Source organism: Salinimicrobium sediminis, assembly GCF_900215295.1.
In the GTDB taxonomy this organism is placed as follows: Bacteria; Bacteroidota; Bacteroidia; order Flavobacteriales; family Flavobacteriaceae; genus Salinimicrobium; species Salinimicrobium sediminis.
Genome location: NZ_OCMF01000002.1, coordinates 143503 through 168926 on the forward strand (window position 1 = coordinate 143503; position 25424 = coordinate 168926).

Sequence of the window (25424 nt, forward strand, 5' to 3'; positions counted from 1 at the left end):
AACTATTTTTTTGTTTTAACTGTACGAAAACCTGCAAACCAGGCGATCAAAGTTAAAAACATCCCTATAAACATCATGTAAGCACCGGTTCTTGGGTAGGAATGGGCAGTAAAATTGAGGATCTTTTCTGACCCTAATAAAGGTGGTTTATAATTTAGGGGATTTCCTTCAGCATCGGTTAACTTTATAATGGCCTTTGGATCCAAATCTGTTCCGTAGTCCAGCAGCCAGTTATTGAAATCATACATCCCAAGTATTCCCAGAATGATCATTAGAACCAGCCATCCCATAAACCAGTGGGGGCTGATCTTTCCGAAGAAACCAAGAAAACCTAAGAGTATTCCTAAACCTGCCATAGATCCAATAACAATTGGAAATACATTAAATTCCCACATTTCCTCGGGTTTCGGAATTTTTTTCATACCAATATAATGATTTACACCATCAATATTCTGAATGTCAAATTCTTCTTCACCCTCAATTCCGGCGATATAAATATCCATCCCCAGGGGATCGGGATATTGTGGCGCCTCCAGCCTTATGTTCCATAAGGGATAGAAGAAAAGGCCCAGCAACAAAGCGGAACCTAATATCATAATAGTTCCTGAAATTTTCATATCACTTAGTTTTAAGAAAAAGAAAGCGGGTAGTTTACCCAACCCGCTTTCTTAAAATTGAAGAGTTACATTTTATAACTAATTAAACATAATTACTCTCCGTCCAGGGTCCATGTAAGCGGGGTGTTTGAATTTTTACCCGATACCCGAACATATCCCTGCATTTCCTGATGCAGTGCAGAACAGAAGTCTGTACAATAGAACGGCCAAACCCCTGCTTTTTTAGGCTCCCAGGTAATGGTCTTGGTTTGTCCGGGCATAATCAGTAATTCTGAAGTATTGGCACCAATCATTGCAAATCCATGCGGTACATCAAAGTCCTGCTCCAGGTTGGTTACGTGGAAGAAAACCTTGTCACCTACTTTGATTCCTTCAATGTTATCTGGTGCAAAGTGGCTACGTACGGTGGTCATGTAAACATGCACTTCATTTCCTTGACGAACTACCTTGGTCGCATCTTCACTTGTAGCAGCAAATTCATGCTTGTTCTCATCCAGACGGTATATCTTCCTGGAGTTTGCTTTTACCCTGTCTGCAGAAATACCGGCAGCATAGTGTGGTTCCCCGTGAGTCGGGAAGTCCAGAAGTAATTCCATTTTGTCTCCGGAGATGTCATAAAGCTGCGCAGAGTGCTCTAATTCAGGTCCTGTTGGTAAGTAGCGATCTTTGGTGATCTTGTTCATAGAGATAAGATACTTACCTTCAGGCTTACGGGAGTTACCTCCTGGGATCATAAGGTGGCCTACAGAATAGTAACTTGGTTGTCTGTCAAGTACTTCCCAGGTTCCAAGTTTCCATTTTACCACTTCAGAAGAAATAAAGAAGGTAGTATAGGCATTTCCCTCCCCATCAAATTCTGTATGCAATGGTCCAAGACCTCCTTCTTTTACAGTTCCTGCTAAGGTAGATTCAAAGTTGAGGATTGGAATTCCGTAAGCATCTCCATCAAAATCCTTATTCTCAATAGCTTTCAGCATTTTAGAGAAGGAGTGAACAGTAAGATCTGTAGAGAGTTTACCGTTACCCACGATGTACTCTCCAGAAGGATCCACATCACACCCGTGTGGAGATTTTGGAGTAGGCATAAAGTAAACTGCACCTTCCACATCTCTTGGATCCACAGTCAATACCTTGTTCATCATAGTAGAGGTTGCGGTATGGGTTTCATGATCATAAACGTTATGAGCGTATTGGGCATCAATTTCCTGACCTCCCCCGTTGGCCACATATTCCTGGATCTTTTTCCAGTTTACGGCAGCAATAAAATCCTTATCGTTCTGAGATGCATTTACCTCCTGTAAAGTATGAGCTTCTTCGGTATTGTAAGTGGTAAAGAAGAACCATCCATGGGAATCTCCACGTCCCGGGTGAGAAAGGTCATAGTTGAAGCCCGGCATTTTTAACTGGAAATCGATCTTCATACGCCCTTCATCATCAATAGCGATAAAGGTAAGAGGGCCTTTAAAGTTACCTTTCATTTCTGAAATAGCGATATCTTCCTGAGGGTAGGGGACAGAGAATCTTGTTCCTGCTACCACATATTCTGTATTTTCGGTTACGAAAGAAGAGGAGTGGTTACCGGCACTGTGTGGAATTTCAATGATCTCTTCGGTCTCAAAGGTTTCAAGACTTATTCTGGCGATCCTTGGAGTATTGTTCTCATTAATAAAAACCCAGCGCCCGTCTGTCTCTCCATTTGTTTGAGAAATATCGGGGTGGTGAGCATCTCCCCATGGCACAAATCCGAAAGAAGTATTTAGCATGGGTTTTGTCTCTTCAGAATACCCATACCCCGAGGTTGGGAATTGAGAAAAGACAGGGATTTCTTTTAGCATTCTTCCCGATGGTAATCCATATACGGTAAGATTCCCACTATATCCCCCTGAAAGGAAGGCATAAAATTCATCATGTTCTCCCGGTGCGACATATACTCTTTCTGCGGCATTTGAAGCCATTGCACCTCCGGAACGACTATCCCGGGATTTTGCATCGTCCTCTCCACAACTCACCATAAGTATAGAAAGAAGAAATAAAAATAGAATTGAATTTAATTGTTTCATTGGTAGTGTATTAATTTAATTTTTTGGTAAAATGACTGCATCGACAACATGTACCCATCCATTACTGGCCTTGACCGTACCTAATATTTTGGCTCCGCCTACAAAGATGTCTTTTCCTTCCCGGGTAATTTCTACGTTCTCACCAGAAGCCATATAAAGGGTACGTCCTTTTTCAATATTCTTGTTGAGCATATCTACGGGATAATTACTGGGAGCTACATGGTGCTTTAGAATGTAGGCCAGTTTGCCCTTATTTTCAGGTTTTAGAAGGTCTTCAACTGTACCTTCGGGTAGTTTTTCAAAGGCTGCGTTAGTTGGTGCAAACACTGTGAGCGGTCCTACATTTACAAGGGCGTTCTGTACTTCAGCCGCTTCCACTGCTGCCACCAGCGTGGTATGATCGGGAGAATTAAGTGCTATTCGTAAAGCATTAGGATTATCACTTTCATCTTCGATATATGCCTGCCCCTGGTTAGAAACATTTTCTGTCGCGACAGGGGAAGCAGTATCTTCTGTGCGGTCTTCAGCAGTGGTGTCCTGCTTACAGCCGGTAAAAGCCAGGGCAAAAATACCCAGGGCGATCACAAGTAAAATTGGTTTGGTTGTCTTCATTAGAGGGTTGTTTTTAAATTAAGCCGTAATTAAGAAGATAAGAGAGTAGGGGAGTTAGTTTTCCTGGTCAAACTGCCTGAAATACTCCAGGATCGCTCTGGCTTCTTCCTGAGTAAGACCTTGATTTGCCATAACTGCCATATTGGATTCAATAAGAAGTTTTTTGGCAATGGGGTCTTCTTTGATCATCTTTTCGGGATTCAGGATCATATTCATGATCCATTCGGGAGTGCGTCTTTCTGTAACACCGGCCAGTTCGGGTCCAATGAATTTTTTATCCATTTTATGGCAGGCAGAACACATATTTTTGAATAGCTCTGCACCTTGGGTCGCCAGGGCTGCATCGATGTCTGCACCTATTTCTACAGATTTTACAGGTCCCACCCCTTTGTTGTCAAGATTGCTTACTTCAGCTGTAGTGGTTTTTGCCTCTTCTACAGTTTCGGGGTCTGATAATTTAGGTTGTTCCTTTTCTTCTTTCTCCCCACATGATATTGCGAAAAGGATTAAAAAAACGGAAAGGATCTTAAAAGTTAATTTCATGATAAAGGTTATTAATGTTATGCTGCAATATTACGACATTTACACTTATTAAAGATATTAAGGTCTTATAATATTTTTAACAAGAAAGAAATAATCTTATTAGGACAAAGTAATCCTAAAAGAGCAATAAAAAATATGACCGGCGTCAGGATTTATTATCTTTGACCAGCTTTTTTAGCCCCCGGGCAAAAACTAACCATTAATTATTATATGTTATCAAGCTCCAGTAAATATGCAGTAAATGCCGTGCTTTACCTGGCGGTACATTCCAGCCAGATCAATAAGATAAGAGCAAAGGAAATCGCGGAGGCTATTAAACTTCCCTCACCCTTCCTGGCAAAGTTGCTTCAAACGCTTTCCCGGGAAAATATAGTTTCCTCCTCCAAAGGACCAACGGGAGGATTTTATCTTACCCCCGAGGCTCAGCAAAGACCGCTTTTGGAAGTGGTGAAGATCATCGATGGGACAGACAGGCTCGATGAATGCGTGTTGGGATTGAAAAAATGCAGCTCAGAAAAACCCTGCCCGGTTCATTTCTCTGTACAGCCATTAAAGAAAACCTTCCGAAAAGAGCTTGAAGAGAACAGTATCGCTTCTTTTGCCGAAAAAGTAAAAAGCGGGGAGACCTATTTATTTGTTTAGGAGCTCCCCGCTTAAAAATGTCATATTTGACAGGTGATATCAGATCATTGCAAGCGTTTGCTTGGCGATCTCCAGTTCTTCATTTGTAGGGATCACCAGGATCTTTACTGCAGAACTTTCCTTGCCAATACTTCTTATTTCTTTGGAGCGAACACTATTCTTCTCTTCATCCAGCTGTAAACCGAGGAAATCCATATCCCGACAAACCATTTTTCGAATAACCTCACTGTTTTCACCAATTCCCGCGGTAAACACAACAGCATCAAAGCCATTCATGGCGGCGGCATAGGCGCCAATGTATTTTTTGATTCGGTAGGCATTCATTTCCAGTGCCAGGATACATTCTTTATTCCCTTTTTCGGCCTGCTCCTCAATATCTCTAAGGTCACTGTAACCGGTAAGGCCAAGCATTCCGCTTTTGTGGTGCAGCAGGTCGCTCACTTCTTTAGCTGTATACCCAAATTTTTCAATCATGTAAAAAATGACCGACTGGTCGATATCTCCACTTCGGGTCCCCATGATCAATCCGTTTACCGGGCCAAAACCAAGGCTGTGATCAACACTTTTTCCATTCTTTACAGCAGTTATACTGCAGCCGTTCCCAAGATGTACTGTGACCAGTTTGGTATCTTTTCTTTTGAGGTAATCATTCGCTTTTTCTGAAACATATTTATGGCTGGTGCCATGAAATCCATAAACCTGGATTTTATCTTCTTCGTAAAATTTATTCGGAATTGCATACCGGTTAGCCGGAGCGGGAATGGTTTGATGAAAAGCCGTGTCAAAAACTGCAACCTGTTTTGCTTCAGGAAAAATTTCTTCAGCTACTTCAATGCCCTTTAAGTTTGGCGGATTGTGGAGCGGGGCAAGGGAGAACAATTGTTCGATCTTGCTTTTCACTTTCTCATCAATAATTATGGTATCTGAAAAACTCGCACCTCCATGCACCACTCTGTGTCCAATTGCCGGAATTTCAGCAGGATCTTTGATCACGCCATAGTCCTTATGCATCAGGTGCTTTGTCACTCCTTTCAATGCTACGGAATGATCTGTTATTTCCATTTCTTCGGAAGTTGAGAAAGCTTCCGATTTATAATGCAACTTTCCTGAAGCCTGACCAATTCGCTCCACTAATCCCGATGCCAGTACTTTTTCTGAAGGCATTTCGATGAGCTGGAACTTTAATGAAGAACTTCCGGAATTAATTATCAGTATATTTTTATTCATAATCTTTATTTTGAATCAAGAGTTAAGAATCAAGACTTTTAGAATTTTGATTTTTTTATTACTGCCCATTGCCAACTGACGACTATAATCCCTGTGCCTGTATAGCTGTTAGAATTACAGTATTGAAAACGTCATCTACAGTACACCCGCGGCTTAGATCGTTGACAGGTTTGTTGAGACCTTGTAACATCGGGCCAATAGCCAAAGCTCCGGTCTCGCGTTGCACTGCTTTATAGGTATTGTTTCCGGTATTAAGGTCAGGGAAAATAAGGACGCTTGCCTGTCCGGCCACTTCAGATCCGGGAAGTTTGGCTTTCCCGACACTCAGGTCAACTGCGGCATCATACTGAATAGGACCCTCGATCTTAAGGTCTGGACGTTTGCGTTTTACAATTTCGGTTGCCTCCCTTACGCGGTCTACATCCTCACCTTTTCCTGAGCTTCCGGAAGAGTAGGAGAGCATAGCGATCTTTGGTTCAATTCCGAAGGCTTTACTGCTTTCCGCAGAAGAAATACAGATCTCTGCAAGCTCTTCTGCAGTGGGATTAGGATTAATTGCGCAATCCCCAAAAACGGAAACCCTGTCCTCCAGACACATAAAGAAAACCGAAGAAACCACAGATACTCCCGGCTTGGTCTTGATAAACTGCAGTGCAGGACGAATGGTGTGCTGGGTAGTATGTGCAGCACCCGAAACCATTCCGTCGGCATGACCTTTATAGATCATCATGGTGCCGTAGTAAGAGACATCACTCATAAGATCCCGTGCAATATCCATGTTGACATTTTTATGCTTTCGCAGCTCATAAAAAGTCTTCACGTAATCCTCAAAATATTCTGAAGTTGTGGGGTTGATGATCTTCAGCTTTTTGAAGTCCATTGGCAGCGCCAGCTTCATGATGAGCTTCCTGATCTCTTCTTCATCTCCAAGAATGGTAAGATCAACAATATCCATGGCGATGAGACGGGAAGCTGCGGTAAGGATTCGCTCGTCTGTACCTTCAGGCAGGACGATGTGTTTTCTCTTTTGCTGCGCTCTTTTCACCAGGCTGTACTGGAACATACGTGGCGTTAATCCTGAAGGTTGCAAGCCTGCAAACCTTTCGATAAGGGGATCTATTTTTATATATTTTTCAAAGGTGCTGATGGATGTTTCGATCTTTTGAATGCTGTCTGCATAAATATTCGAATTAATGGCACCCACTTTATTGGTCACGTTAAAAGTCCCGTCCTCAACAGAAATAATTGGCACCACCTGGGAAAGACCTTCAATAAGTTTTATAATGGAATCCTCCGGAATAAGTCCGCCGGTAAGTATGATCCCTGAAATTCTGGGGTAATTGCTGGAAATATGTGCCTGAAGGGCACCAAGAATGATATCGGCACGGTCACCAGGAGTGATCACCAGGCTCTCATTTTTAAGATGCTTCAGGTAATTGCGTAATTGCATGGCTCCCACATTGAAACTTCCGGATTGGTTGTCCAGGAATTCCTCTCCAAAAAGCACTTTGCCGTCAAGCTCTTCCACGATCTCTTTAAGCGTTGGATTGGCAAGGGTATCAATAAGAGGCAGGGCGAAAACCGCAACATCATCGGGTAAAAATTCCCTCATTCCATTGGTTGCAATGGCAAGGTTCGCAAGTTCGATTTTGTTGCTTACCATCGCCATGACCCTTACATCTTTATTGATGAAAGTTTGATATGCCATTTGCAGGCTCCCCATAAGGCCCTCTTTGGTTTTTCCGCGGCCGCTGGCCACGATGATCACCGGTAGTCCAAGGTTTTTGGCTATGGTAACATTCTCATCAAATTCAAAAACAGAGCCCTCGCCCGAGAAATCACTGCCTTCAACCAGTACAAAATCAAAATTCTCCTCCAGGGCTTTATATTTCCTGATGATGGTATCTATAATCTCCCCACTTTTTCCTTCATTCCTCTTTTGGATCACCTCTTTTCTTTCGAAGGCAAAAGCATCGGTATAAGCGAGGGGCAAGTCAAAATATTTAAGTACCGTTTCGATGTGGTTATCAAGGTTGCCGGGTTTTTCCTCATTAATGATGGGGCGAAAGTAGGCTACCTTGACCGTCTTGCCCAGGAGGGCTCTCATGAGGCCGAGAGAGATCAAAGATTTACCACTATTTGGCTCTAAAGTCGCAATATAAAGTCCTTTGTTCATAGTTATTCAAATTCTGATGCAAAAGTAAGGCTAAATGCAAACCTGAATTGGGATAGAGGGTTAAAAAGTCGTGAAAATCTGATGAAGATCAGCTGAACCAAGACCTTTTTGTCTTCAAAATTTGGGGTCTCTTGAATTCCTTTTTAAAATCATATTTTTGAGGGTACAGGCTCTTTAATTATGAAAGATCTTTTTTCCGGACATTCCGCAGCTTACTCACAGTACCGGCCAACTTATCCTTCAGGATTATATGCTCTGCTGCACAAACTTTGCTTAAACAAGGAAAAAGCCTGGGATTGCGGTACGGGAAACGGACAGGTAGCAGGGGAGCTGGCGAACTCTTTTGAGCAGGTATATGCGACAGACATTAGCACCAATCAATTGTCACAGGGTATTCAAAAGGAAAATATTCATTACACCAAACAAGCTGCCGAAAAAACCAATTTCCCCGATGCCTATTTTGACCTGGTAACGGTGGGGCAGGCGGTACATTGGTTTGAATTTGACAGGTTTTATGCTGAAGCTAAAAGAGTTCTAAAAAAGGATGCTGTAATTGCCATTTTTGGATATGGATTATTTAGGAGTGATCCTGTCACCAATGAGTTTATCGAGCACTTCTACAACGATATTATAGGACCATATTGGGCGACCGAAAGGCGATATTTGCAGGATAGTTATAAAACTATCCCATTCCCCTTTGAAGAAATTGAAACTCCTCCTTTTACCATGAAGCATACCTGGAGTTTTGAAAGATTATTAGGGTATCTCAACACCTGGTCTGCAGTGAAGGCTTTCGAAAAGGAAAAGGGAGAAAATCCGGTGGAACTGATTAAAAATGATCTTTTTAATAGTTTTGGAGAGCTGGGATCGGTGGAATTTCCTATTCTCCTTAGGGTAGGAAGAAACCCGGAGTGATAAATCAAAAAAAGGACGCCCAAACTGGGCATCCTTTACTTTCTTTAATACAATACGGACTACTAGTTATTTCCCTGAGCAGGTTGTATTTGTCCACAAGCCACTGGTAACGTAGCAACATATTCTCCTTCTACATACATTCCGTGTAGAACAATTACTCTGTTTTGAAGTGGAGTAACAGAAAAATCAAGATCACTTACGTTGTAGGTTTGTACAAATGAAATCATACCATTTGGCGCTGTTGGAAATGGATCAAGGGGTAAAAGCACAGGACCGTAAAAAGGTAATCCTTCCCCTAATTCTACAAGACCGTCCCCATCATTATCGGCAGAGGCCGGAGGACACTTTGCATTTCGGTTATCGTCCTGAAATCCATGAATATGTTGAGGATGCAACATATCCGGAACTAAATTCCTGGCATTAATAGTTACAGTAAGTTCATTACCTTCTAAAACAAGTTCTGCGGTACCCATTACGTCAGAGCCGTTTAATTCAGCTAATTCTGCAGTGTACATTTTTGCCTTTGAAGAATTATTAACATCCTTGTGTGCAGCCTGAAGATCACTTTCAATACCTGTCATGATAGCTTCATCATTATCGGGCGTTGAACAACTCACAGTAAATAAGATTGAACTTAAGAAGAGGCACGAATAAATAAATCGATTAAATTTTTTCATAATACTTATATTATAGGGTTTAAAGTTATAATCCAAAGATAGGGAGTGACAGCAGCGTTTTGAGAGCATAAAAAGCTAATTGTGAGCTTATTGTGATTATTCGGAAAGATAATTCCATGAAATACCTTAAATCAAGGACAAAAATGTCCTAATTGGATGGGAGTGAGGTTTTTCCTCTATAGAGAATTAAGAAAAAAGACCCTGAGATTGAGAAATTATCAATTATTATTACCTGTTAAGAGTAAAAATTAAGAATTCTATTGTTCTAAACAGGAAGTTGTACAGATTTTAAAATTAAGATGGGATATTTAAATTGCATCCATGAAGTGATCATAAACCGGAAAAATAATAGAGGAAATAGAAAAAGGCGTTTTTGGACTTTCTCCTCAAACGCCTTCCAGGTTGTAGGGGTAAAAACCTTTTAAAATACCCTACTTCTAAGGGTCTTGAAGTTTGCCGGAATTTTTAACAACAAAAAGATCTTCCAGTACAGAATCTCTTGTTATGTCGTATCTAAGAGTTCGGAAATTTCCTAAGGAATCAAATCTCCCAAAAGAAACTTCGTCGTTGAGAGTAGAGGTCATAATGTAAAGACCGTCATCTGTAGTTCTGCGCAACTGTGCAAATTCCATCTCCTCATCATTTTTCAGTTTTTTGATTCTGATGACGTCGTTCTCCGGTCTAAAAGTAAAATCTGTGTCTTTAAGTTGATAAACTGCCGGCTTTTTCAGCTCGTAAAGCTCTGCCCCGGCGTGGTGCACCCGGGTGGTAGTGTCCTGCGCCTTTCCAAAGGCAAAGACAAAAAGTAATGCAAGAGTTAAAACGATTTTCATAGTTTCATGATTAACAACACTCAAAATTAGCTTTCCGGCTAGACAAGTCTTAATAAGAAGGCGTTAAAATAGAGCTGTTGCTTCTTAGTATTTTCTGAAATTTTAGGTTTCTAAAAATTCAAATCCTTATACCTATATTTGCAGCCGCTAAAAGAGCATCTAAATTTTATATATGAAAGCCGGAATTGTAGGATTACCCAACGTAGGAAAATCGACCTTGTTCAATTGTCTCTCTAATGCTAAAGCTCAGAGTGCCAATTTTCCATTTTGTACCATTGAACCCAACATTGGAGTGGTTAACGTTCCCGATAAACGTTTGGAAAAGCTGGAGTCCCTTGTGCATCCTGAAAGGGTATTACCCGCCACTGTAGAGATCGTGGATATTGCAGGTCTTGTAAAAGGAGCGAGTAAGGGAGAAGGGCTTGGGAATCAATTTTTGGGAAACATTAGAGAGACCGATGCTATTCTACACGTGCTGAGATGTTTTGAAAATGATAATATTGTTCACGTAGATGGTAATATCAATCCTTTAAGGGATAAAGAGACCATCGATATGGAATTGCAGCTTAAGGATCTTGAAACTGTGGATAAAAAGCTGGAAAAGGTAAAACGTGCGGCAAAGACAGGAAACAAAGATGCGCAAAAGGAAGAAGCTGCATTGCTTAAAGTCAAAGCCGGTCTTGAAGCAGGAAAATCTGTTAGAGCAATTGATCTTACCGAGGATGAAAGAATAGAGTTTATTCGTCCCCTACAGTTCATCACAGATAAACCTGTTATGTATGTATGTAATGTGAATGAAGAAGACGCTGTTTCAGGAAATGAATATGTGGAAAAGATCAAGGCAGCAGTAAAAGACGAAGGAGCAGAAGTTCTTGTACTTGCAGTGGGAACTGAAGCCGATATTACTGAACTTGAAGATTATGAAGAACGTCAAATGTTCCTTCAGGATATAGGCCTGGATGAGCCTGGATCGGCTAAACTAATTCGTGGGGCCTATAAACTTCTAAATCTTCAAACATACTTTACCGCCGGAGTAAAAGAAGTGAGAGCCTGGACTATTCCTGTGGGTGCTACTGCGCCACAAGCTGCAGGTGTTATTCATACCGACTTCGAAAAGGGGTTTATCCGGGCAGAAGTTATTGCATATGATGATTATGTGAGCTACGGCAGTGAGGCAAAGGTAAAGGAAGCCGGAAAAATGAAAGTAGAAGGGAAAGAATACATCGTGAAAGACGGGGATGTTATGCATTTTAGGTTCAACGTTTAGTTAGATATGAGATTTTAGTATTGAGTATTGAGACTTGATACTCAATAAGACCTCATGGGTTTCTTAACCCTTTGAGGTCTTTTTGGTTAAAAGCTTCAGAATAAATTACTTCAGGAAATGGCATTTTAGAGGATCATATTTTCATCAGTCCAATCTTGAATATTGAACCCGGAATTTTGAATCTCCGGATTGTGAAACAATTGTTAATTATTTTGTTCCCCGGAGGTTTCAACTTTTTAGGGGAAAGCTTATATTAGCCACGAAACCGTAGGAAGCAGCTATGATCGAAGAAACTAAATATACCGAAGATAATATCCGGTCCCTGGACTGGAAGGAGCATATTAGAATGCGTCCCGGGATGTATATTGGAAAGCTCGGCGATGGTTCCAGTGCAGATGATGGGATTTACATCCTTCTAAAAGAGGTGATTGACAACTGTATCGATGAATTTGTCATGGGTGCAGGTAAAACCATTGAAATTTCGGTACAGAACCAAAAAGTAATTGTCCGTGACTACGGAAGGGGAATTCCACTTGGAAAAGTAGTAGATGTGGTTTCCAAAATGAACACCGGGGGTAAATATGATACCCGCGCCTTCAAAAAGTCCGTGGGCTTAAACGGGGTAGGTACAAAAGCAGTAAATGCACTCTCCAGCAGTTTTAGAGTAGAATCCACGAGAGATGGCAGGTCAAAGTCGGCCGAATTTGAGCAGGGAAACCTTATCAATGAAGAAGAGCTGGAGGAAACCTCGAGAAGAAGGGGTACTAAAGTTACCTTTATCCCAGATGAGCTCATTTTTAAGCACTATAAGTTTAGGTCTGAATACATAGAAAAAATGCTGAAGAACTATGTATACCTCAATCCGGGGTTGACCATAGTTTTTAATGGCGAGAAATTTTATTCCGAAGAAGGGCTGAAGGATCTTTTGTCTGATTCCATACATCCCGATGACAGGCTTTATCCTATCATTCACCTTCGCGGCAACGATATTGAAGTAGCGATCACCCATAGTAAATCCCAATATAGTGAAGAGTACCATTCTTTTGTGAACGGGCAGCATACTTCGCAGGGAGGAACACATTTAGCCGCTTTTAGAGAAGCGGTGGTGAAAACCTTAAGGGAATTCTACAATAAGAATTTTGAGGCCAGTGATGTTAGAAAATCCATAGTTTCGGCCATTAGTATAAAAGTAATGGAGCCGGTTTTTGAGAGTCAGACAAAAACCAAACTAGGCTCTACAGATATGGGAGGCGATCTGCCAACGGTACGTACCTATATCAACGATTTTCTGAAAACCCAACTGGATAATTTCCTGCACAAGAATCCTGAAACTGCAGATGCACTGCAACGCAAGATCCTGCAGGCAGAAAGAGAGCGAAAGGAGCTTTCGGGCATCAGGAAGCTTGCAAAAGACAGGGCCAAAAAGGCAAGCCTGCACAATAAAAAATTACGGGATTGCCGTATCCACCTGGGAGACAGTAAAAAAGAGCGGTACCTGGAAAGTACACTTTTCATTACCGAGGGAGATTCTGCGAGTGGATCTATCACCAAATCCAGGGATGTGAACACGCAGGCCGTTTTTAGCTTAAAAGGAAAACCTCTTAACAGCTATGGGCTAAGCAAGAAGATCGTATATGAGAATGAGGAATTCAACCTGCTTCAGGCGGCGCTGAATATTGAAGAATCCATGGAAGATCTTCGGTATAACAATATTGTGATCGCTACAGATGCCGATGTTGACGGGATGCACATTAGGCTATTGCTTATTACCTTTTTTCTGCAATTCTTTCCGGAGATCATTAAAGAAAATCACCTGTATATTTTGCAGACCCCGCTCTTTCGCGTGCGCAATAAGAAAGAGACCATCTACTGTTATAGTGAGCAGGAGAGGAGAGATGCTATAGAAAAACTTTCGGGAAAACCGGAGATCACCCGCTTTAAGGGATTGGGTGAGATCTCACCGGACGAGTTTAAACATTTTATTGGAGATAATATACGTCTGGATCCTGTGATGCTTGACAAGGATATGAGCATTGAAGAAATGCTGAGTTTCTATATGGGCAAAAATACCCCGGACAGGCAGGAATTCATCATTGATAATTTGAAAGTTGAACTGGACATTATCCAGGAGTAGTATGAAATTCAACAACAGAAAGGAAACCAGTATTATTCCCTCCATCTATATTATTGTAGTTGCAGTATTTATCACAAATGCTTTTGCTTCAGTTGAATTAAAATATGATGATGTTCCTTTTAACTACAGCAGCCTTATCCCTAATGGAATTGCCCTGCTCATTGGGATCTACATCTTCATTGTGGGAAAGACCTTTGAATTTGACAGTGATGGCGAAACCATAAATTTCAAAAGTAACGGGGTATTGGTTTCGCAGTTCATGCACTACAGAGAGCAGCGAACCGAGGTGCCTAAATCCAAACTTAAAGATTTTAAAGTAGAGAATTACTTTTTATACAAACGCCTGCACATTTTTATTCATTCCAGAAATAGCAGAGGGTACAGGCATTATAAATACAATATCACCTTTTTGACAGGTAAGAAGACAAAATCTTTAAAAATGTCACTAGCCAAAGTGATGGAAAGAAATAAAGCAAGGGTTTAAATGGAGAACGAGAATTTTGACAATCCTAAGGACAACCAATTTGAACAAAACGGAGAGGTAAATCCAGATAAAAATGAATCGCTTATCAAGGTTACCGGGATGTATAAGGACTGGTTTCTTGACTATGCCTCCTATGTTATCCTCGAAAGAGCTGTTCCGGCACTTGAAGACGGCTTTAAACCGGTACAGCGACGCATTCTTCATTCAATGAAGGATCTTGATGATGGCCGCTACAATAAGGTGGCGAACATTGTAGGTCATACCATGCAGTATCATCCGCACGGGGATGCCAGTATTGGCGATGCCATGGTGCAGATAGGACAAAAGGATTTGCTGATCGATACCCAGGGGAATTGGGGAAATATCCTTACCGGGGATGGGGCCGCTGCACCGCGTTATATAGAAGCAAGGCTTTCTAAATTTGCTCTTGATGTAGTTTACAATCCAAAGATCACAAACTGGCAGTTGTCTTACGACGGCCGAAAGAAAGAACCTATCAACCTGCCGGTGATGTTCCCTATGTTGTTAGCGCAGGGAGCCGAAGGAATTGCAGTTGGATTGAGCACACGTATTCTTCCTCATAATTTCAATGAGCTTATTGATGCCAGTATAAAACATCTGCAGGGGAAGAAATTTAAATTATACCCCGATTTCGTCACCGGAGGAATAGCAGATATTACCAATTACAACGATGGGATGAGGGGCGGTCGGGTTCGTGTTCGCGCAAAGATTTCCCAGCTGGATAGAAATACCCTGGTAATAAAAGAAATACCTTTTAGCACCAACACTTCTACTTTAATTGACTCTATCCTCAAAGCCAATGATAAAGGCAAGATCAAGATCAAAAAAATAGAAGATAATACCTCCAGCGATGTAGAGATCCTTATCCATTTACCCGGAGGAATTTCTCCGGATAAAACTATTGATGCGCTTTATGCCTTCACCAACTGCGAAATTTCGCTACCGCCATTAAGCTGTATCATCATTGATAATAAACCGGCTTTTCTCGGAGTTTCTGAAATCCTTAGAAGATCTACAGACCACACTTTAAGCCTGCTAAAACAGGATCTTGAAGTAAAACTTGAAGAGTTCCAGGAACAATGGCATTTCGCATGTTTAGAAAGGATCTTTATAGAAGAAAGAATCTATCGGGACATAGAAGAGGAGGAAACATGGGAAGGAGTAATAAGAGCTATTGATGAAGGTTTAAAGCCCCACATTGCTCACCTGAAACGTGCAGTAACCGAAGAAGATATTGTGCGTCTAACCGAAATAAGGATCAAGCGTATCTCTAAATTTGACCTGGAAAAAGCACAGCAAAAAATTGAAGCTCTTGAAGGAGAGATCGCTAAAATAAAACATCACCTGGACCATCTGGTAGCATATGCTATCGCTTATTTCACACGCCTTAAAAAGGAATATGGTGCAGGAAAAGAGAGAAAGACAGAATTACGACTTTTTGATGATATCGAAGCCACAAAGGTGGTTATCCGCAACACGAAGTTGTATGTAAACCGTCAGGAAGGTTTTGTAGGTACATCTCTCAAAAAGGATGAATATGTCACAGATTGTTCAGACATCGATGACGTGATCTGCTTTACAGCAGAAGGGAAGATGATCGTAACCAAAGTGGATGCCAAGACTTTTATTGGAAAAGATATTATCCACGTAGCCATCTTCAAGAAAAAAGACCGCAGGACCATTTATAATATGATCTATAAAGATGGTAAGGGCGGAGCTTCCTACATTAAAAGATTTGCAGTGACTTCGGTGACCCGGGACCGGGAATATGATCTCACCCAGGGAAAAAAGGGCTCAGAAGTATCCTATTTTACCGCTAATCCTAATGGAGAGGCCGAAGTGGTCATGGTTTACCTGAGACAGGTGGGGAGTATCAAAAAATTAAAATTTGAAGTCGATTTTGCAGATATGGCCATTAAAGGCAGAGCTGTAAAAGGAAATATTGTGACCAAATACCCTGTAAAGAAGATCGAACTTAAAGAAGAAGGGGTTTCAACCTTAAAACCCCGCCGAATCTGGTATGACGAGGTGGTGAGAAGACTCAATGTTGATGAAAGAGGAGAACTTCTGGGGGAATTTAAGGGAGAGGACCGGCTTTTAATCATTACTCAAAATGGGGTAGCCAAAACGATAAAACCAGAGCTTACTACAAGATTTGACGAAGATATCATCGTGCTTGAAAAGTGGTCGCCTAAAAAACCAATTTCAGCAATTTACTGGGAGGGCGAAAAGGAACGTTTCTATGTAAAGCGCTTCCTGATAGAAAATGAAGACAAAGAGGAGAATTTTATTGGAGATCATCCTAAGTCATATTTAGAAGTTGTTTCTACGGATTATTTACCGGTGGCCGAGGTGGTCTACGGGAAATCCCGCGGAAAAGATCAGAGACCCAATGACCTTTTAGAGCTTGAAGAATTCATTTCTATAAAAGGGATTAAAGCCCTTGGAAACCAGCTGACTACAGAAAAGGTAAAACAAATCAACCTGCTAGATCCAAGGCCTTTTGTAGAGCCGGAAGAAACCGCCCCGGAAGATATGGAAGTAGTAGATGAAGAAGCTGTGGATACAGCAGGTGAAAACTCTCCGGCAGGGGAGGCCCCTAATTTTTCAAAAGAAAAACTTCATAAGAAATCGGGCACCACAGATGAATCCCAGATCAAACTTTTTGAAGAGTAAATGGCACTTAATTTAATTAAGGAGTTTAAGGAGTTTGCCGTAAAAGGCAATATGATCGACATGGCGGTGGGTATCATTATTGGTACCGCTTTTAACCGTGTAGTAGATGTTCTGGTTAAGCAGGTAGTGATGCCACCTTTATCCATGTTAACCGGGAAGATCAAATACGCTGACAGGAAATATGTTTTAAAGGACGCGGTCCCCGCAACAGAAACTACCGAGGCGGTGGAGGAGATCGCTATTGGATATGGACTCTTAATAGAAGTTTTTATAGATTTCCTCGTGATAGGCTTTACGGTCTTCCTGGTTGTAAAATTCATGAACAGGTTTAGGAAAAAAGCCGAGGATCCTAAAAATAAAACGGTAAGTACTCCGAAAGATATAGAACTGTTGACTAATTTAAATGACCTGATGCAGGAACAGAATGAATTATTAAGGAAAAACAGCAGTTTATAAAGCAATCCGTTTATAGAACAAAGAGGGTGTCTACGGGTACCCTTTTTTATTCTACTTTCACCACTGTGCCTCTCTGTTTTTTAGATTCTCCCACTAATCCATATTCGAAGGTATAGGTATTTCCTTTAGTAGTAAGGATCTTTATGTGTATAGGCTTCTCCTCTGCACGGTTTTTAGGGTTTTTATTCGCAATAATATATTCACAGTTATTGATCCACCTTATGGAAGAGGTATCAGTGTTCCCGCGAAAATAATCAATTTCAATACTGTCATTGCGCACAAACTGACTCTTCACGAGCTCACCCTCCAGATAGGATTCAAATTCGAAGGTGCCTGTCTTAAAATCGCTGCAGTTGCGTTCAGGTTGAAAGCAGGAGCTTAGGCTTAAAATTAGAAGTAAGCAGGGTAGAATTCTTTTCATGCGTCAAATTTAAGATCTTTTTCTTCCTTCACCATTCTCAAAGGCTTCAAAAGTGCCATCTGAATAAAAGATCACGATCTTACTAATATTTTTTCCTCTTTCTGAAGTCATTTCTGAAAATGTTTCTTCTGGCAATGGAGAAGAGCTGGAGAAAAGGTCCCGGGCAGCAAATTTTTCTGAAGCTACTGGTTTATCCTCTTTTACTACAGATTCTGTGGTCTTCGGAAAAGATCCTTTTCCATTGAGCAGCCAGTAAAGTTCAACTTCCGGAAATGCCTTAACGATCTTCATTACAAAATCCAGGCTGGGTTTATTTCTGCCTGAAAGCAAATGGGAAATAGAGGAGCGGCCAACCTCAATTTTGTCGGCAAAAGAAGCTGCAGAAAGATCATAATATTCCATGACCTTATTGAGTCGATTTGTAAATTCTTCAACGTTTACCATTGTAAACAAGTATTAATTTCTTAGGTATTTACAAATGTAAAACATCTAAAGGAGGTGCGCAATTGACAGGTGTAAATTAATTTAAAACTTAAATACTAACATTAAGTAAATCTATGCAATAACTTAATTTATAGTAAGTTAAGTGTATTAAAATTAGCTACTGGAAAGTTTCCATCTCTTTTGTTTACAAGGATGTAGAGGCTGTTTACAGAAGTAGACAATAAACGATAGATTTCTTGTATACAAATGTAATTTTTGGATTATTTACTTTTGTAAACATGAATATCACAATGGACTTTTTCAGGAACTACGATCACTACAAGGCTTCAGAAGTGACAGGAAGATTTCTCCCCAGGAAGGAACTGGAGAAGCAACTGGAAAAATTAAAAAACTATTATAAGGTGTTTGAGATAGGACGTTCCTTTCTCAATTTGCCTATAGAAACTATTAGAATAGGAACAGGTGAAATAAAAATTCTCGCCTGGTCACAAATGCACGGGAATGAAACTACTACCACGAAAGGAATTCTCGACCTGCTTCAATATTTTATTAAAAAACGAGAGGATCCTGAGATAAGTGAGATGCTGCAAAAGATCACTTTGCTCATCATTCCCATGCTGAATCCTGACGGAGCTGATCGCTATACGAGGGAGAATGTCAACGGCACAGACCTAAACAGAGACGCTCTTAATATTATTGAGCCGGAAAGTAAAGTGCTTAGGGAATGTTTTGAGAAATTCGCTCCACATTATTGTTTCAACTTACATGATCAACGTACCATTTTTGGAGCTGGAGAGGAGGCACATCCCGCCACACTTTCTTTTTTAGCACCATCACTGGATTCGTCAAGGACGATTAGCGGCGGCAGAAAAAAAGCTATGCAGGTGATCGTGGCAATGAATACTGCCCTACAAGAGATAATTCCACACCAGGTAGGAAGGTTTGATGACTCCTTTAACCTCAATTGTTCCGGAGATTATTTCCAGGCGCAGGGCGTACCAACTATCCTGTTTGAATGCGGACATTTCCAGGAGGATTATCTGCGGGAAAAAACCCGTGAATTTTTTACTTTTTCGATGCTTACTGCTTTAAACGCTATAGCTTCAAGTTCTTACCTCTTGCAGGATTATGAGGAATATTTTAGAATTCCGGAAAATCAAAAGAACTTCTACGATATCATTTTACGCAATGCACTTATTGCAGGAAATATAGTTGATGTGGCGATCCAGTATTCTGAAAAGATCAAGTCAGGTGAGGTTGTTTTTGTTCCTACGGTAGCAACTATGGCGCCCGTTATTAGCTTTTATGGTCATAGAGAAATTGATTGTAAGGGAGAAGATGTTGAAAATATAGATGAAACCCCACTTTCCGAAAACGATATAGTAGAGGCTATTTTGTTAAATAAAGAGAAGTTATTAATAAAATAGCCTCATATTCCATTAATATTATTTATAATCTAATTATTTTGTGCTAATTTTGTACTTCATTTAAAATAATGGAGAATCTACAAAAGAGAAGATATGGCAAAGTTTAGATTAGATGAAACAGATCACCAGATCCTGAACATGTTGATAGACAACACCCGTACCCCGTTCACCGATATAGCGAAGAAACTCAATATTTCGGCAGGTACAGTTCATGTAAGAGTTAAGAAAATGGAAGAGGCAGGGATAATTCTTGGATCCTCTCTTACGCTTAATTACGAAAAACTTGGTTATGCTTTTATTGCATACGTTGGAATATTCCTTCAGAACACTTCTCAGACAAAGTTTGTACTGGAACGCATCAATGAGATTCCGTTTGTAACTGTTGCTCATGTTACCACAGGAAAATTCAACGTTTTTTGTAAAATACGGGCACGTGATACACAACATGCAAAAGAGATCATTTTCAAGCTTGACGATATTGAAGGAGTGTACCGCACAGAAACAATGATATCACTTGAAGAAAGCATCAATGACAAAAAACGTTTAATGCATTCTATTTTTGAGAATCTTTAGTGTATTAAAGTCTTATTAAAAACCCTCTAAACACCATGTTTAGAGGGTTTTTTTATTAAATTCAGACCAACGAGCAGCGAATATGCCTGACATAAAACGAAAAACGAAAACATTTTTCAGCCTGCTGAAAAGAGCTTATTTCAGTTGGGATCGTAATGATCCCTGGGCAAGAAGTGCTACTATTGCTTATTATGCGTTGTTTTCCCTGCCATCACTTCTAATTATTGTTGTGACCGTTGCCGGATATTTTTGGGGTCAGGAAGCAGTGCAGGGGAGGATTACCAAGGAAATTGGTGAATTTATAGGAATGGAAGCGGCCAATTCTATCGAAGAGATGGTGGCGGCTGCAGCTTTGGACCAAAGTTCTACCTGGGCCCTGGTTTTCGGATTCTTTTTTCTTTTGTTTGGAGCTACAGGAGTCTTCTTTCAGCTAAAAGCAGCCATGAACAATATCTGGAATATTGCCGCGAAGAAGAACAACGTGAAAAGGATCGTGATTAACCGGATCATTTCGCTGGGAATGGTTTTCGTTCTGGGCCTTTTACTCTTGATTTCGCTCATAATTTCTACAATCTTAAGAGCTATTAGTGATTACCTTGCCAAAATAACCCCGGGAATTACTACCTTTTTGCTGGACCTGGCCGATTTCGTGCTTTCTTTTACCATTATAATGTCTCTTTTCGCTTCCATCTTTAAATGGCTTCCCGATGTAAAGCTAAGGTGGAAGACCACTTATTTGGGCGCAATGTTAACGACAGCCCTGTTTTTAATCGCTGAATATCTCATTGGCTTCTATTTTGGCCAAAGCGATCCTGCTTCAGTTTATGGCGGGGCATCTTCTGTAGTACTTATCCTGCTCTGGGTGTATTACACCTGCCTTATAGTCTTTTTTGGTGCCGAATTTACCGTACAGTATGCGCTCCATAAAAAGGAAAAGGTAGAACCTAATGAATATGCCGAACCTGCTATTTATCAGGAATTACAGAGACTGGAATCCAAACGTGGACAGTTGATAGATGAAAAGCGTATCCTGGATACCCTTCAATCTCATACAGACAAAGATGAGGAAGAAAAGAAAAATCAAGAGAGCGAAAAATAAAAGTCTTAGCCTAAGTTTAACCTTAATCCCTCCAATTTTAAAGGCAATTTAGCACAGAAAGTACTGGTTTCTGGTTATCTTATCTATGAGAAAATGTTAAACCAAAAAACTTAGAAATGAAAAAGAAAGTAGCAATATTAGCCACCAATGGATTTGAAGAAATAGAATTGACTTCCCCAAAGGAAGCCATGGAAAAAGAGGGTTTTGAAGTCCATATTGTAAGTCCTGAAAAAGATAAGATCAAAGCCTGGGATAAGACAAATTGGTCCAAAGAATATAAGGTGGACAAAACTTTGGGAGAAGTAAGTGCATCAGATTATAATGCTCTCATGCTGCCGGGCGGAGTTATGAATCCCGATAACATGAGGACCAATAAAGATGTGCAGAAATTCGTAAAGTATTTCTTTGAGCAAAAGAAACCTGTTGCCTCAATTTGTCATGCCCCGTGGACGTTGATAAGTGCAGGAGTGGTAAAAGGAAGAACAATGACTTCCTATCATACCCTGAAAGACGATCTTATCAACGCAGGAGCAAACTGGGTAGACCAGGAAGTAGTGGTAGATGAAGGTTTTGTTACCAGTAGGAAACCGGATGATCTTCCTGCCTTTAATGCAAAATTAATTGAAGAGATTAAAGAAGGAAAGCATGAAGAACAACACGCCTAATCTCTTTTAGTTCATTTAATAAAAAAAGCCGCTCAACAAAAAGTTAAGCGGCTTTTTCTATTAATTATATTTTCTTCTATTCTTCGGCATCTTCCTCTTCCTCATCAATATCCTCTTCAACCTCTTCTTCGGTTTTTTCAGGAATTTCTACAATAGGTTCATTGAAGTCTGCGTCATCATAATCGTCTTCATCATAATTGGCCATGGTATTTTCCAGTCGGGTACTTACTTTGACCAGGTAAATGCTGTCTTCGGTTCTCACTTCTACTGCCTCTACGGTTTCATTCTTAGCATTTTTGAAAGAAATGATCTGGTCATCATCATAACCATCGGGATATTTCTCTACCAGTAGGCCCAAAATTTCGGGAGTAAGCTTTTTGTAGTCAACGATAATTCTTTTCATAAATAATTTTTAAGTCCTCCTTCTTAGCGAAAATAGCGATTACATCTTGCGCTGTCGTTAAAATAAATAAAAAATTTAAAGTCTTTTTTCTTTTTACTGTTGTTCATCCTGTTGTGGATCAAGGTAGTATTCAAAAGCTTCATGTATCAAGCTGTTTGGCACCTCACGATCCACTATGGGTTCTCCAATTTTCCGCAAAAGAACAAAATTTATCTTTCCGCCTTCATTTTTTTTATCAAATTTCAGCAAGCCGATTATTTTTTCTTTGTCCTCTTCAGTAAAATCAATTCTTCCGTAGAGAGAAATGATATTTCGCTTTATCTCATCCCGGTCTTGCTTCGGAAATTTTTCAATTTCTGAAGAAAGATATGCCGCCAGCACCATTCCTGCTGCCACAGCCTCTCCATGAAGTAGCTTCTTTTTATCTTTCTGTTCCAAAAACAAGGATTCTATGGCATGTCCCAGGGTGTGACCAAAGTTCAGGCTCTTGCGAAGGCCTTTTTCAAAAGGATCCTGCTGTACTACTCTTTCTTTTATTACGACAGATTCTTTGATCAATCCTTCAAGATCATCAAGATCTAAATTTTTCAGGGTGTTGAGGCGATTCCAGTAACCTTTATCTGCAATGAGGCCGTGCTTAAGCATTTCTGCCAGTCCGCTGCGCATTTCGGCTGCTTCCAAAGTACCGAGGAAAGAGGTATCTGCCACTACCATTTCAGGATTTTTAATCACACCCACCTGGTTCTTAAGAGTACCTAAATTAACGCCATTTTTGCCACCTAATGCCGCATCCACCATGGCCAGGAGGGTGGTGGGGAAATGTACACAGGAAATGCCTCTTTTAAAAGCTGCAGCCACAAAGCCACCCAAATCTGTGACCACTCCGCCTCCAAGATTTATTAATAAGCTCTTGCGGTCTCCTCCCAATTCTGATAATGCTCCCCATAAGCCGCTGCAGGTCTCCAGCGTCTTGTTTTCTTCCCCGGCTTCTATTTCCAGAATCTCAACAGGAGTGTCAGTTTTCAGATTTTGCATAAAAGGAGCAAGGCAATGCGAATGCGTGTTACTGTCTACCAGCACAAAAATTTTGGTGAACCGGTTCTTCTCTAAAAACTGGTTGAATTTTTGATATCCTTCAGTATTAAAATAAATGGAAGATTCAGCAGAGATTTGAGACATGATATTCGTTAGGTTTTCTTGAATTTAAGGCCGAAAATAAGGAGAAATATAATAACAATGTCTACCCAATAATTATCTTTGTCTTCCCTAATTGATATTCATGATCACGAAAAAAATCTTCAATGATACTGAAACAGCTTTTACACTTAAAACTGAATCAGAATTAAACCGGGCGATATTTCTTTTTGAAATGATTGACCGTCCTCTTTTGGTAAAGGCCGGTACTGCTATGACCAATCTTGCCCTAAAAGTTCACCTGCCGGTTGAAAGCCTCATCAAAAAGACCATTTTTAACCAGTTCTGTGGAGGAGTGACCGAGAAGGATTGCCTTCCTACTATTGAGAAAATGTACTCTAAAAACCTTCACAGCATTCTTGACTACTCTGTAGAAGGAAAGGAGAAGGAGAGTGAATTTGAAAAAGCTATAGAGCGTAAGACCAATATCGTTAAGTTCATTGCTAACAGAAAAGAGATGCCATTTGCTGTGTTTAAACCTACAGGAATCGGGAGGTTTGAGCTGTGGCAAAAAGTTTCGGCCAATGCCAGTCTTTCTTTAGAGGAAGAAGAGGAATGGCAAAGAGTGAAGAATCGTGTCAACAGGATTTGTGAGGAAGCCTACAATCAGGGGGTAAGGTTATTGGCCGATGCCGAAGAAAGCTGGATGCAGGATGCTGCCGATGTACTTATGGAAGATATGATGTTCAAGTATAACCGCGAACGTGCAGTCATTTTTAATACTTTACAGTGTTACCGATGGGATCGCATGCAATACCTGAAGGATCTACATAGTCGTGCAAAGGAAGAAGGTTTTATAGTGGGTGCTAAGATAGTGCGCGGTGCATACCTGGAAAAGGAAAACGAAAGAGCATCAAAAATGGGCTATCCTTCTCCAATTTGTGAAAACAAAGAGGCAACCGATGTGAATTATAATGGTGTTCTTACTTATTGTTTGGCCCACATTGATGATATACATGTATTTATAGGAAGCCACAACGAGGTGAGCAATTATCTTGCCCTGCAGGTGATGGAAGATAAAGGAATTGCAATCGATGATGACCGGGTTTGGTTTTCTCAGCTCTTTGGAATGAGTGAGCATATTAGCTACAACCTGGCACAGGAAGGTTATAATGTTGCCAAACTGGTACCGTTTGGTCCGGTAAGGGAAGTGGTGCCTTATCTAATTCGCAGGGCCGAAGAGAATACTTCTGTAAAAGGACAAACCAGCCGTGAATTAGGACTTCTTTACGAAGAAAGAAAAAGAAGAAACGGAGAGATCACAAAGAGCAACAGGGAGAGTGAATTGGCTGGCTAGATTCATCTACTTTAAGATCATGGGCTGGAAATTCTATGGAAGCTGGCCCGCCGGAATTAATAAAGCGGTTGTCATTGTAGTGCCTCACACCAGCTGGCATGACTTTTACCTGGGACTTTTGGTGAGAAGGATTCTGGGAGTGGATATAAAATTTGTGGCCAAAAAAGAGCTTTTCAAACCTCCTTTTGGCTGGTACTTTAGATGGATGGGCGGTACCCCTTTGGACCGTACTGCGGGACAGAACAAGGTGGATTCAATTGCGGCCTTATTCGGAAAAAAAGAGGAATTCCGCCTCGCAATCGCTCCCGAAGGTACCAGAAAGAAAGTAAAAGACTGGAAAACCGGTTTCTATTACATAGCAAAGACTGCAGACGTTCCTATTGTTATGATCGCTTTTGATTTTGGAAAGAAAAGGGTGAAGATATCAAAGCCCATGTATCCCACCGGGGATAAGGAACGGGATTTTGATAAAATTCGCGCATTCTATAAGGAGGTGACGGGTAAAATTGCTCATTACACATAAAAAAAGCTGCCGTGAAAGGGCAGCTTTGCTTTTCATTG

Annotated in this window: 25 protein-coding genes; 13 read left to right on the forward strand and 12 right to left on the reverse strand. The window is 40.7% G+C overall.

Features of this window, described 5'->3' with window-relative positions; translation table 11 throughout:
- Nucleotides 1-2 precede the first annotated feature (2 nt).
- The 4 genes from CRO16_RS08415 to CRO16_RS08430 form a co-directional block, all read right to left on the reverse strand.
- Nucleotides 3-617, reverse strand: a complete 615-nt coding sequence (locus CRO16_RS08415; RefSeq protein ID WP_097055947.1) for a hypothetical protein — start codon at nucleotides 615-617, stop codon at nucleotides 3-5.
- 92 nt (nucleotides 618-709) lie between these two features.
- Nucleotides 710-2629 carry a Sec-dependent nitrous-oxide reductase gene (gene nosZ, locus CRO16_RS08420; RefSeq protein ID WP_394341396.1) on the reverse strand — a complete coding sequence of 640 codons (1920 nt, stop codon included), beginning with the start codon at nucleotides 2627-2629 and terminating at the stop codon, nucleotides 710-712.
- Between the two features lie 63 nt (nucleotides 2630-2692).
- Nucleotides 2693-3289: a fasciclin domain-containing protein gene (locus CRO16_RS08425; protein ID WP_097055949.1), complete on the reverse strand. Its 597-nt coding sequence runs from the start codon at nucleotides 3287-3289 to the stop codon at nucleotides 2693-2695.
- A gap of 54 nt (nucleotides 3290-3343) precedes the next feature.
- Nucleotides 3344-3832: a c-type cytochrome gene (locus tag CRO16_RS08430; RefSeq protein WP_097055950.1), complete on the reverse strand. Its 489-nt coding sequence runs from the start codon at nucleotides 3830-3832 to the stop codon at nucleotides 3344-3346.
- Nucleotides 3833-4042: 210 nt separating this feature from the next.
- On the opposite strand from CRO16_RS08430, the gene CRO16_RS08435 reads away from it, so the two are divergent.
- Complete coding sequence (locus CRO16_RS08435; protein ID WP_097055951.1) at nucleotides 4043-4474, forward strand: RrF2 family transcriptional regulator; 432 nt, start codon at nucleotides 4043-4045, stop codon at nucleotides 4472-4474.
- A gap of 39 nt (nucleotides 4475-4513) precedes the next feature.
- On the opposite strand, the gene CRO16_RS08440 is transcribed toward CRO16_RS08435, so the two are convergent.
- Complete coding sequence (locus CRO16_RS08440; protein WP_097055952.1) at nucleotides 4514-5701, reverse strand: acetate/propionate family kinase; 1188 nt, start codon at nucleotides 5699-5701, stop codon at nucleotides 4514-4516.
- An 82-nt stretch (nucleotides 5702-5783) separates the two neighbouring features.
- The gene (gene pta, locus CRO16_RS08445; RefSeq protein ID WP_097055953.1) at nucleotides 5784-7877 is read right to left on the reverse strand and encodes a phosphate acetyltransferase; all 2094 of its coding nucleotides are present in this window, start codon (nucleotides 7875-7877) and stop codon (nucleotides 5784-5786) included.
- 180 nt (nucleotides 7878-8057) lie between these two features.
- Here pta and CRO16_RS08450 point away from each other — a divergent pair, with 180 nt between their 5' ends.
- Nucleotides 8058-8792, forward strand: a complete 735-nt coding sequence (locus CRO16_RS08450; RefSeq protein WP_097055954.1) for a class I SAM-dependent methyltransferase — start codon at nucleotides 8058-8060, stop codon at nucleotides 8790-8792.
- A gap of 62 nt (nucleotides 8793-8854) precedes the next feature.
- On the opposite strand, the gene CRO16_RS08455 is transcribed toward CRO16_RS08450, so the two are convergent.
- Both CRO16_RS08455 and CRO16_RS08460 read right to left on the reverse strand, forming a co-directional pair.
- A complete protein-coding gene (locus CRO16_RS08455; RefSeq protein WP_097055955.1) occupies nucleotides 8855-9469 on the reverse strand; it encodes a hypothetical protein in 615 nt (204 codons plus the stop codon).
- Between the two features lie 437 nt (nucleotides 9470-9906).
- Entirely contained in the window at nucleotides 9907-10302 is a 396-nt protein-coding gene (locus tag CRO16_RS08460) for a hypothetical protein (protein WP_097055956.1), read from the reverse strand.
- Between the two features lie 172 nt (nucleotides 10303-10474).
- Between CRO16_RS08460 and ychF the strand changes: the two genes are divergently transcribed.
- The 5 genes from ychF (at nucleotide 10475) to mscL (ending at nucleotide 17340) form a co-directional block, all read left to right on the forward strand.
- On the forward strand, nucleotides 10475-11569 hold the full coding sequence (gene ychF / locus CRO16_RS08465; RefSeq protein ID WP_097055957.1) for a redox-regulated ATPase YchF: 1095 nt from the start codon (nucleotides 10475-10477) through the stop codon (nucleotides 11567-11569).
- Nucleotides 11570-11849: 280 nt separating this feature from the next.
- Entirely contained in the window at nucleotides 11850-13703 is a 1854-nt protein-coding gene (locus CRO16_RS08470) for a DNA topoisomerase IV subunit B (RefSeq protein ID WP_097055958.1), read from the forward strand.
- Between the two features lies 1 nt (nucleotide 13704).
- Entirely contained in the window at nucleotides 13705-14187 is a 483-nt protein-coding gene (locus CRO16_RS08475; protein WP_097055959.1) for a hypothetical protein, read from the forward strand.
- Between the two features lie 99 nt (nucleotides 14188-14286).
- Nucleotides 14287-16884 carry a DNA gyrase/topoisomerase IV subunit A gene (locus CRO16_RS08480; RefSeq protein ID WP_394341397.1) on the forward strand — a complete coding sequence of 866 codons (2598 nt, stop codon included), beginning with the start codon at nucleotides 14287-14289 and terminating at the stop codon, nucleotides 16882-16884.
- On the forward strand, nucleotides 16885-17340 hold the full coding sequence (gene mscL / locus CRO16_RS08485; RefSeq protein ID WP_097055961.1) for a large-conductance mechanosensitive channel protein MscL: 456 nt from the start codon (nucleotides 16885-16887) through the stop codon (nucleotides 17338-17340). It abuts the gene before it with no gap.
- A gap of 46 nt (nucleotides 17341-17386) precedes the next feature.
- Here mscL and CRO16_RS08490 read toward each other — a convergent pair whose 3' ends face one another.
- Nucleotides 17387-17761 carry a DNA topoisomerase IV gene (locus tag CRO16_RS08490; RefSeq protein ID WP_097055962.1) on the reverse strand — a complete coding sequence of 125 codons (375 nt, stop codon included), beginning with the start codon at nucleotides 17759-17761 and terminating at the stop codon, nucleotides 17387-17389.
- A gap of 9 nt (nucleotides 17762-17770) precedes the next feature.
- The gene (locus CRO16_RS08495) at nucleotides 17771-18205 is read right to left on the reverse strand and encodes a helix-turn-helix transcriptional regulator (protein ID WP_097055963.1); all 435 of its coding nucleotides are present in this window, start codon (nucleotides 18203-18205) and stop codon (nucleotides 17771-17773) included.
- A 278-nt stretch (nucleotides 18206-18483) separates the two neighbouring features.
- On the opposite strand from CRO16_RS08495, the gene CRO16_RS08500 reads away from it, so the two are divergent.
- From CRO16_RS08500 to CRO16_RS08515, 4 genes are all read left to right on the forward strand, one after another.
- Nucleotides 18484-19632: a M14 family zinc carboxypeptidase gene (locus tag CRO16_RS08500; RefSeq protein WP_097055964.1), complete on the forward strand. Its 1149-nt coding sequence runs from the start codon at nucleotides 18484-18486 to the stop codon at nucleotides 19630-19632.
- Nucleotides 19633-19725: 93 nt separating this feature from the next.
- Nucleotides 19726-20205: an Lrp/AsnC family transcriptional regulator gene (locus CRO16_RS08505; protein ID WP_097055965.1), complete on the forward strand. Its 480-nt coding sequence runs from the start codon at nucleotides 19726-19728 to the stop codon at nucleotides 20203-20205.
- 82 nt (nucleotides 20206-20287) lie between these two features.
- The gene (locus CRO16_RS08510; RefSeq protein ID WP_097055966.1) at nucleotides 20288-21304 is read left to right on the forward strand and encodes a YihY/virulence factor BrkB family protein; all 1017 of its coding nucleotides are present in this window, start codon (nucleotides 20288-20290) and stop codon (nucleotides 21302-21304) included.
- A 116-nt stretch (nucleotides 21305-21420) separates the two neighbouring features.
- Complete coding sequence (locus CRO16_RS08515) at nucleotides 21421-21969, forward strand: type 1 glutamine amidotransferase domain-containing protein (protein WP_097055967.1); 549 nt, start codon at nucleotides 21421-21423, stop codon at nucleotides 21967-21969.
- A gap of 76 nt (nucleotides 21970-22045) precedes the next feature.
- Here CRO16_RS08515 and CRO16_RS08520 read toward each other — a convergent pair whose 3' ends face one another.
- Together CRO16_RS08520 and aroB are read right to left on the reverse strand one after the other, a co-directional pair.
- A complete protein-coding gene (locus tag CRO16_RS08520; protein ID WP_097055968.1) occupies nucleotides 22046-22372 on the reverse strand; it encodes a hypothetical protein in 327 nt (108 codons plus the stop codon).
- A 93-nt stretch (nucleotides 22373-22465) separates the two neighbouring features.
- Nucleotides 22466-23551, reverse strand: coding sequence for a 3-dehydroquinate synthase (gene aroB, locus CRO16_RS08525; RefSeq protein WP_097055969.1), 1086 nt, complete (start codon nucleotides 23549-23551; stop codon nucleotides 22466-22468).
- A 100-nt stretch (nucleotides 23552-23651) separates the two neighbouring features.
- Between aroB and CRO16_RS08530 the strand changes: the two genes are divergently transcribed.
- Nucleotides 23652-24863: a proline dehydrogenase family protein gene (locus CRO16_RS08530; protein ID WP_097055970.1), complete on the forward strand. Its 1212-nt coding sequence runs from the start codon at nucleotides 23652-23654 to the stop codon at nucleotides 24861-24863.
- Nucleotides 24847-25386, forward strand: coding sequence for a 1-acyl-sn-glycerol-3-phosphate acyltransferase (locus CRO16_RS08535; RefSeq protein ID WP_097055971.1), 540 nt, complete (start codon nucleotides 24847-24849; stop codon nucleotides 25384-25386). Before CRO16_RS08530 ends, CRO16_RS08535 begins: the two co-directional genes overlap by 17 nt.
- Nucleotides 25387-25424 lie beyond the last annotated feature (38 nt).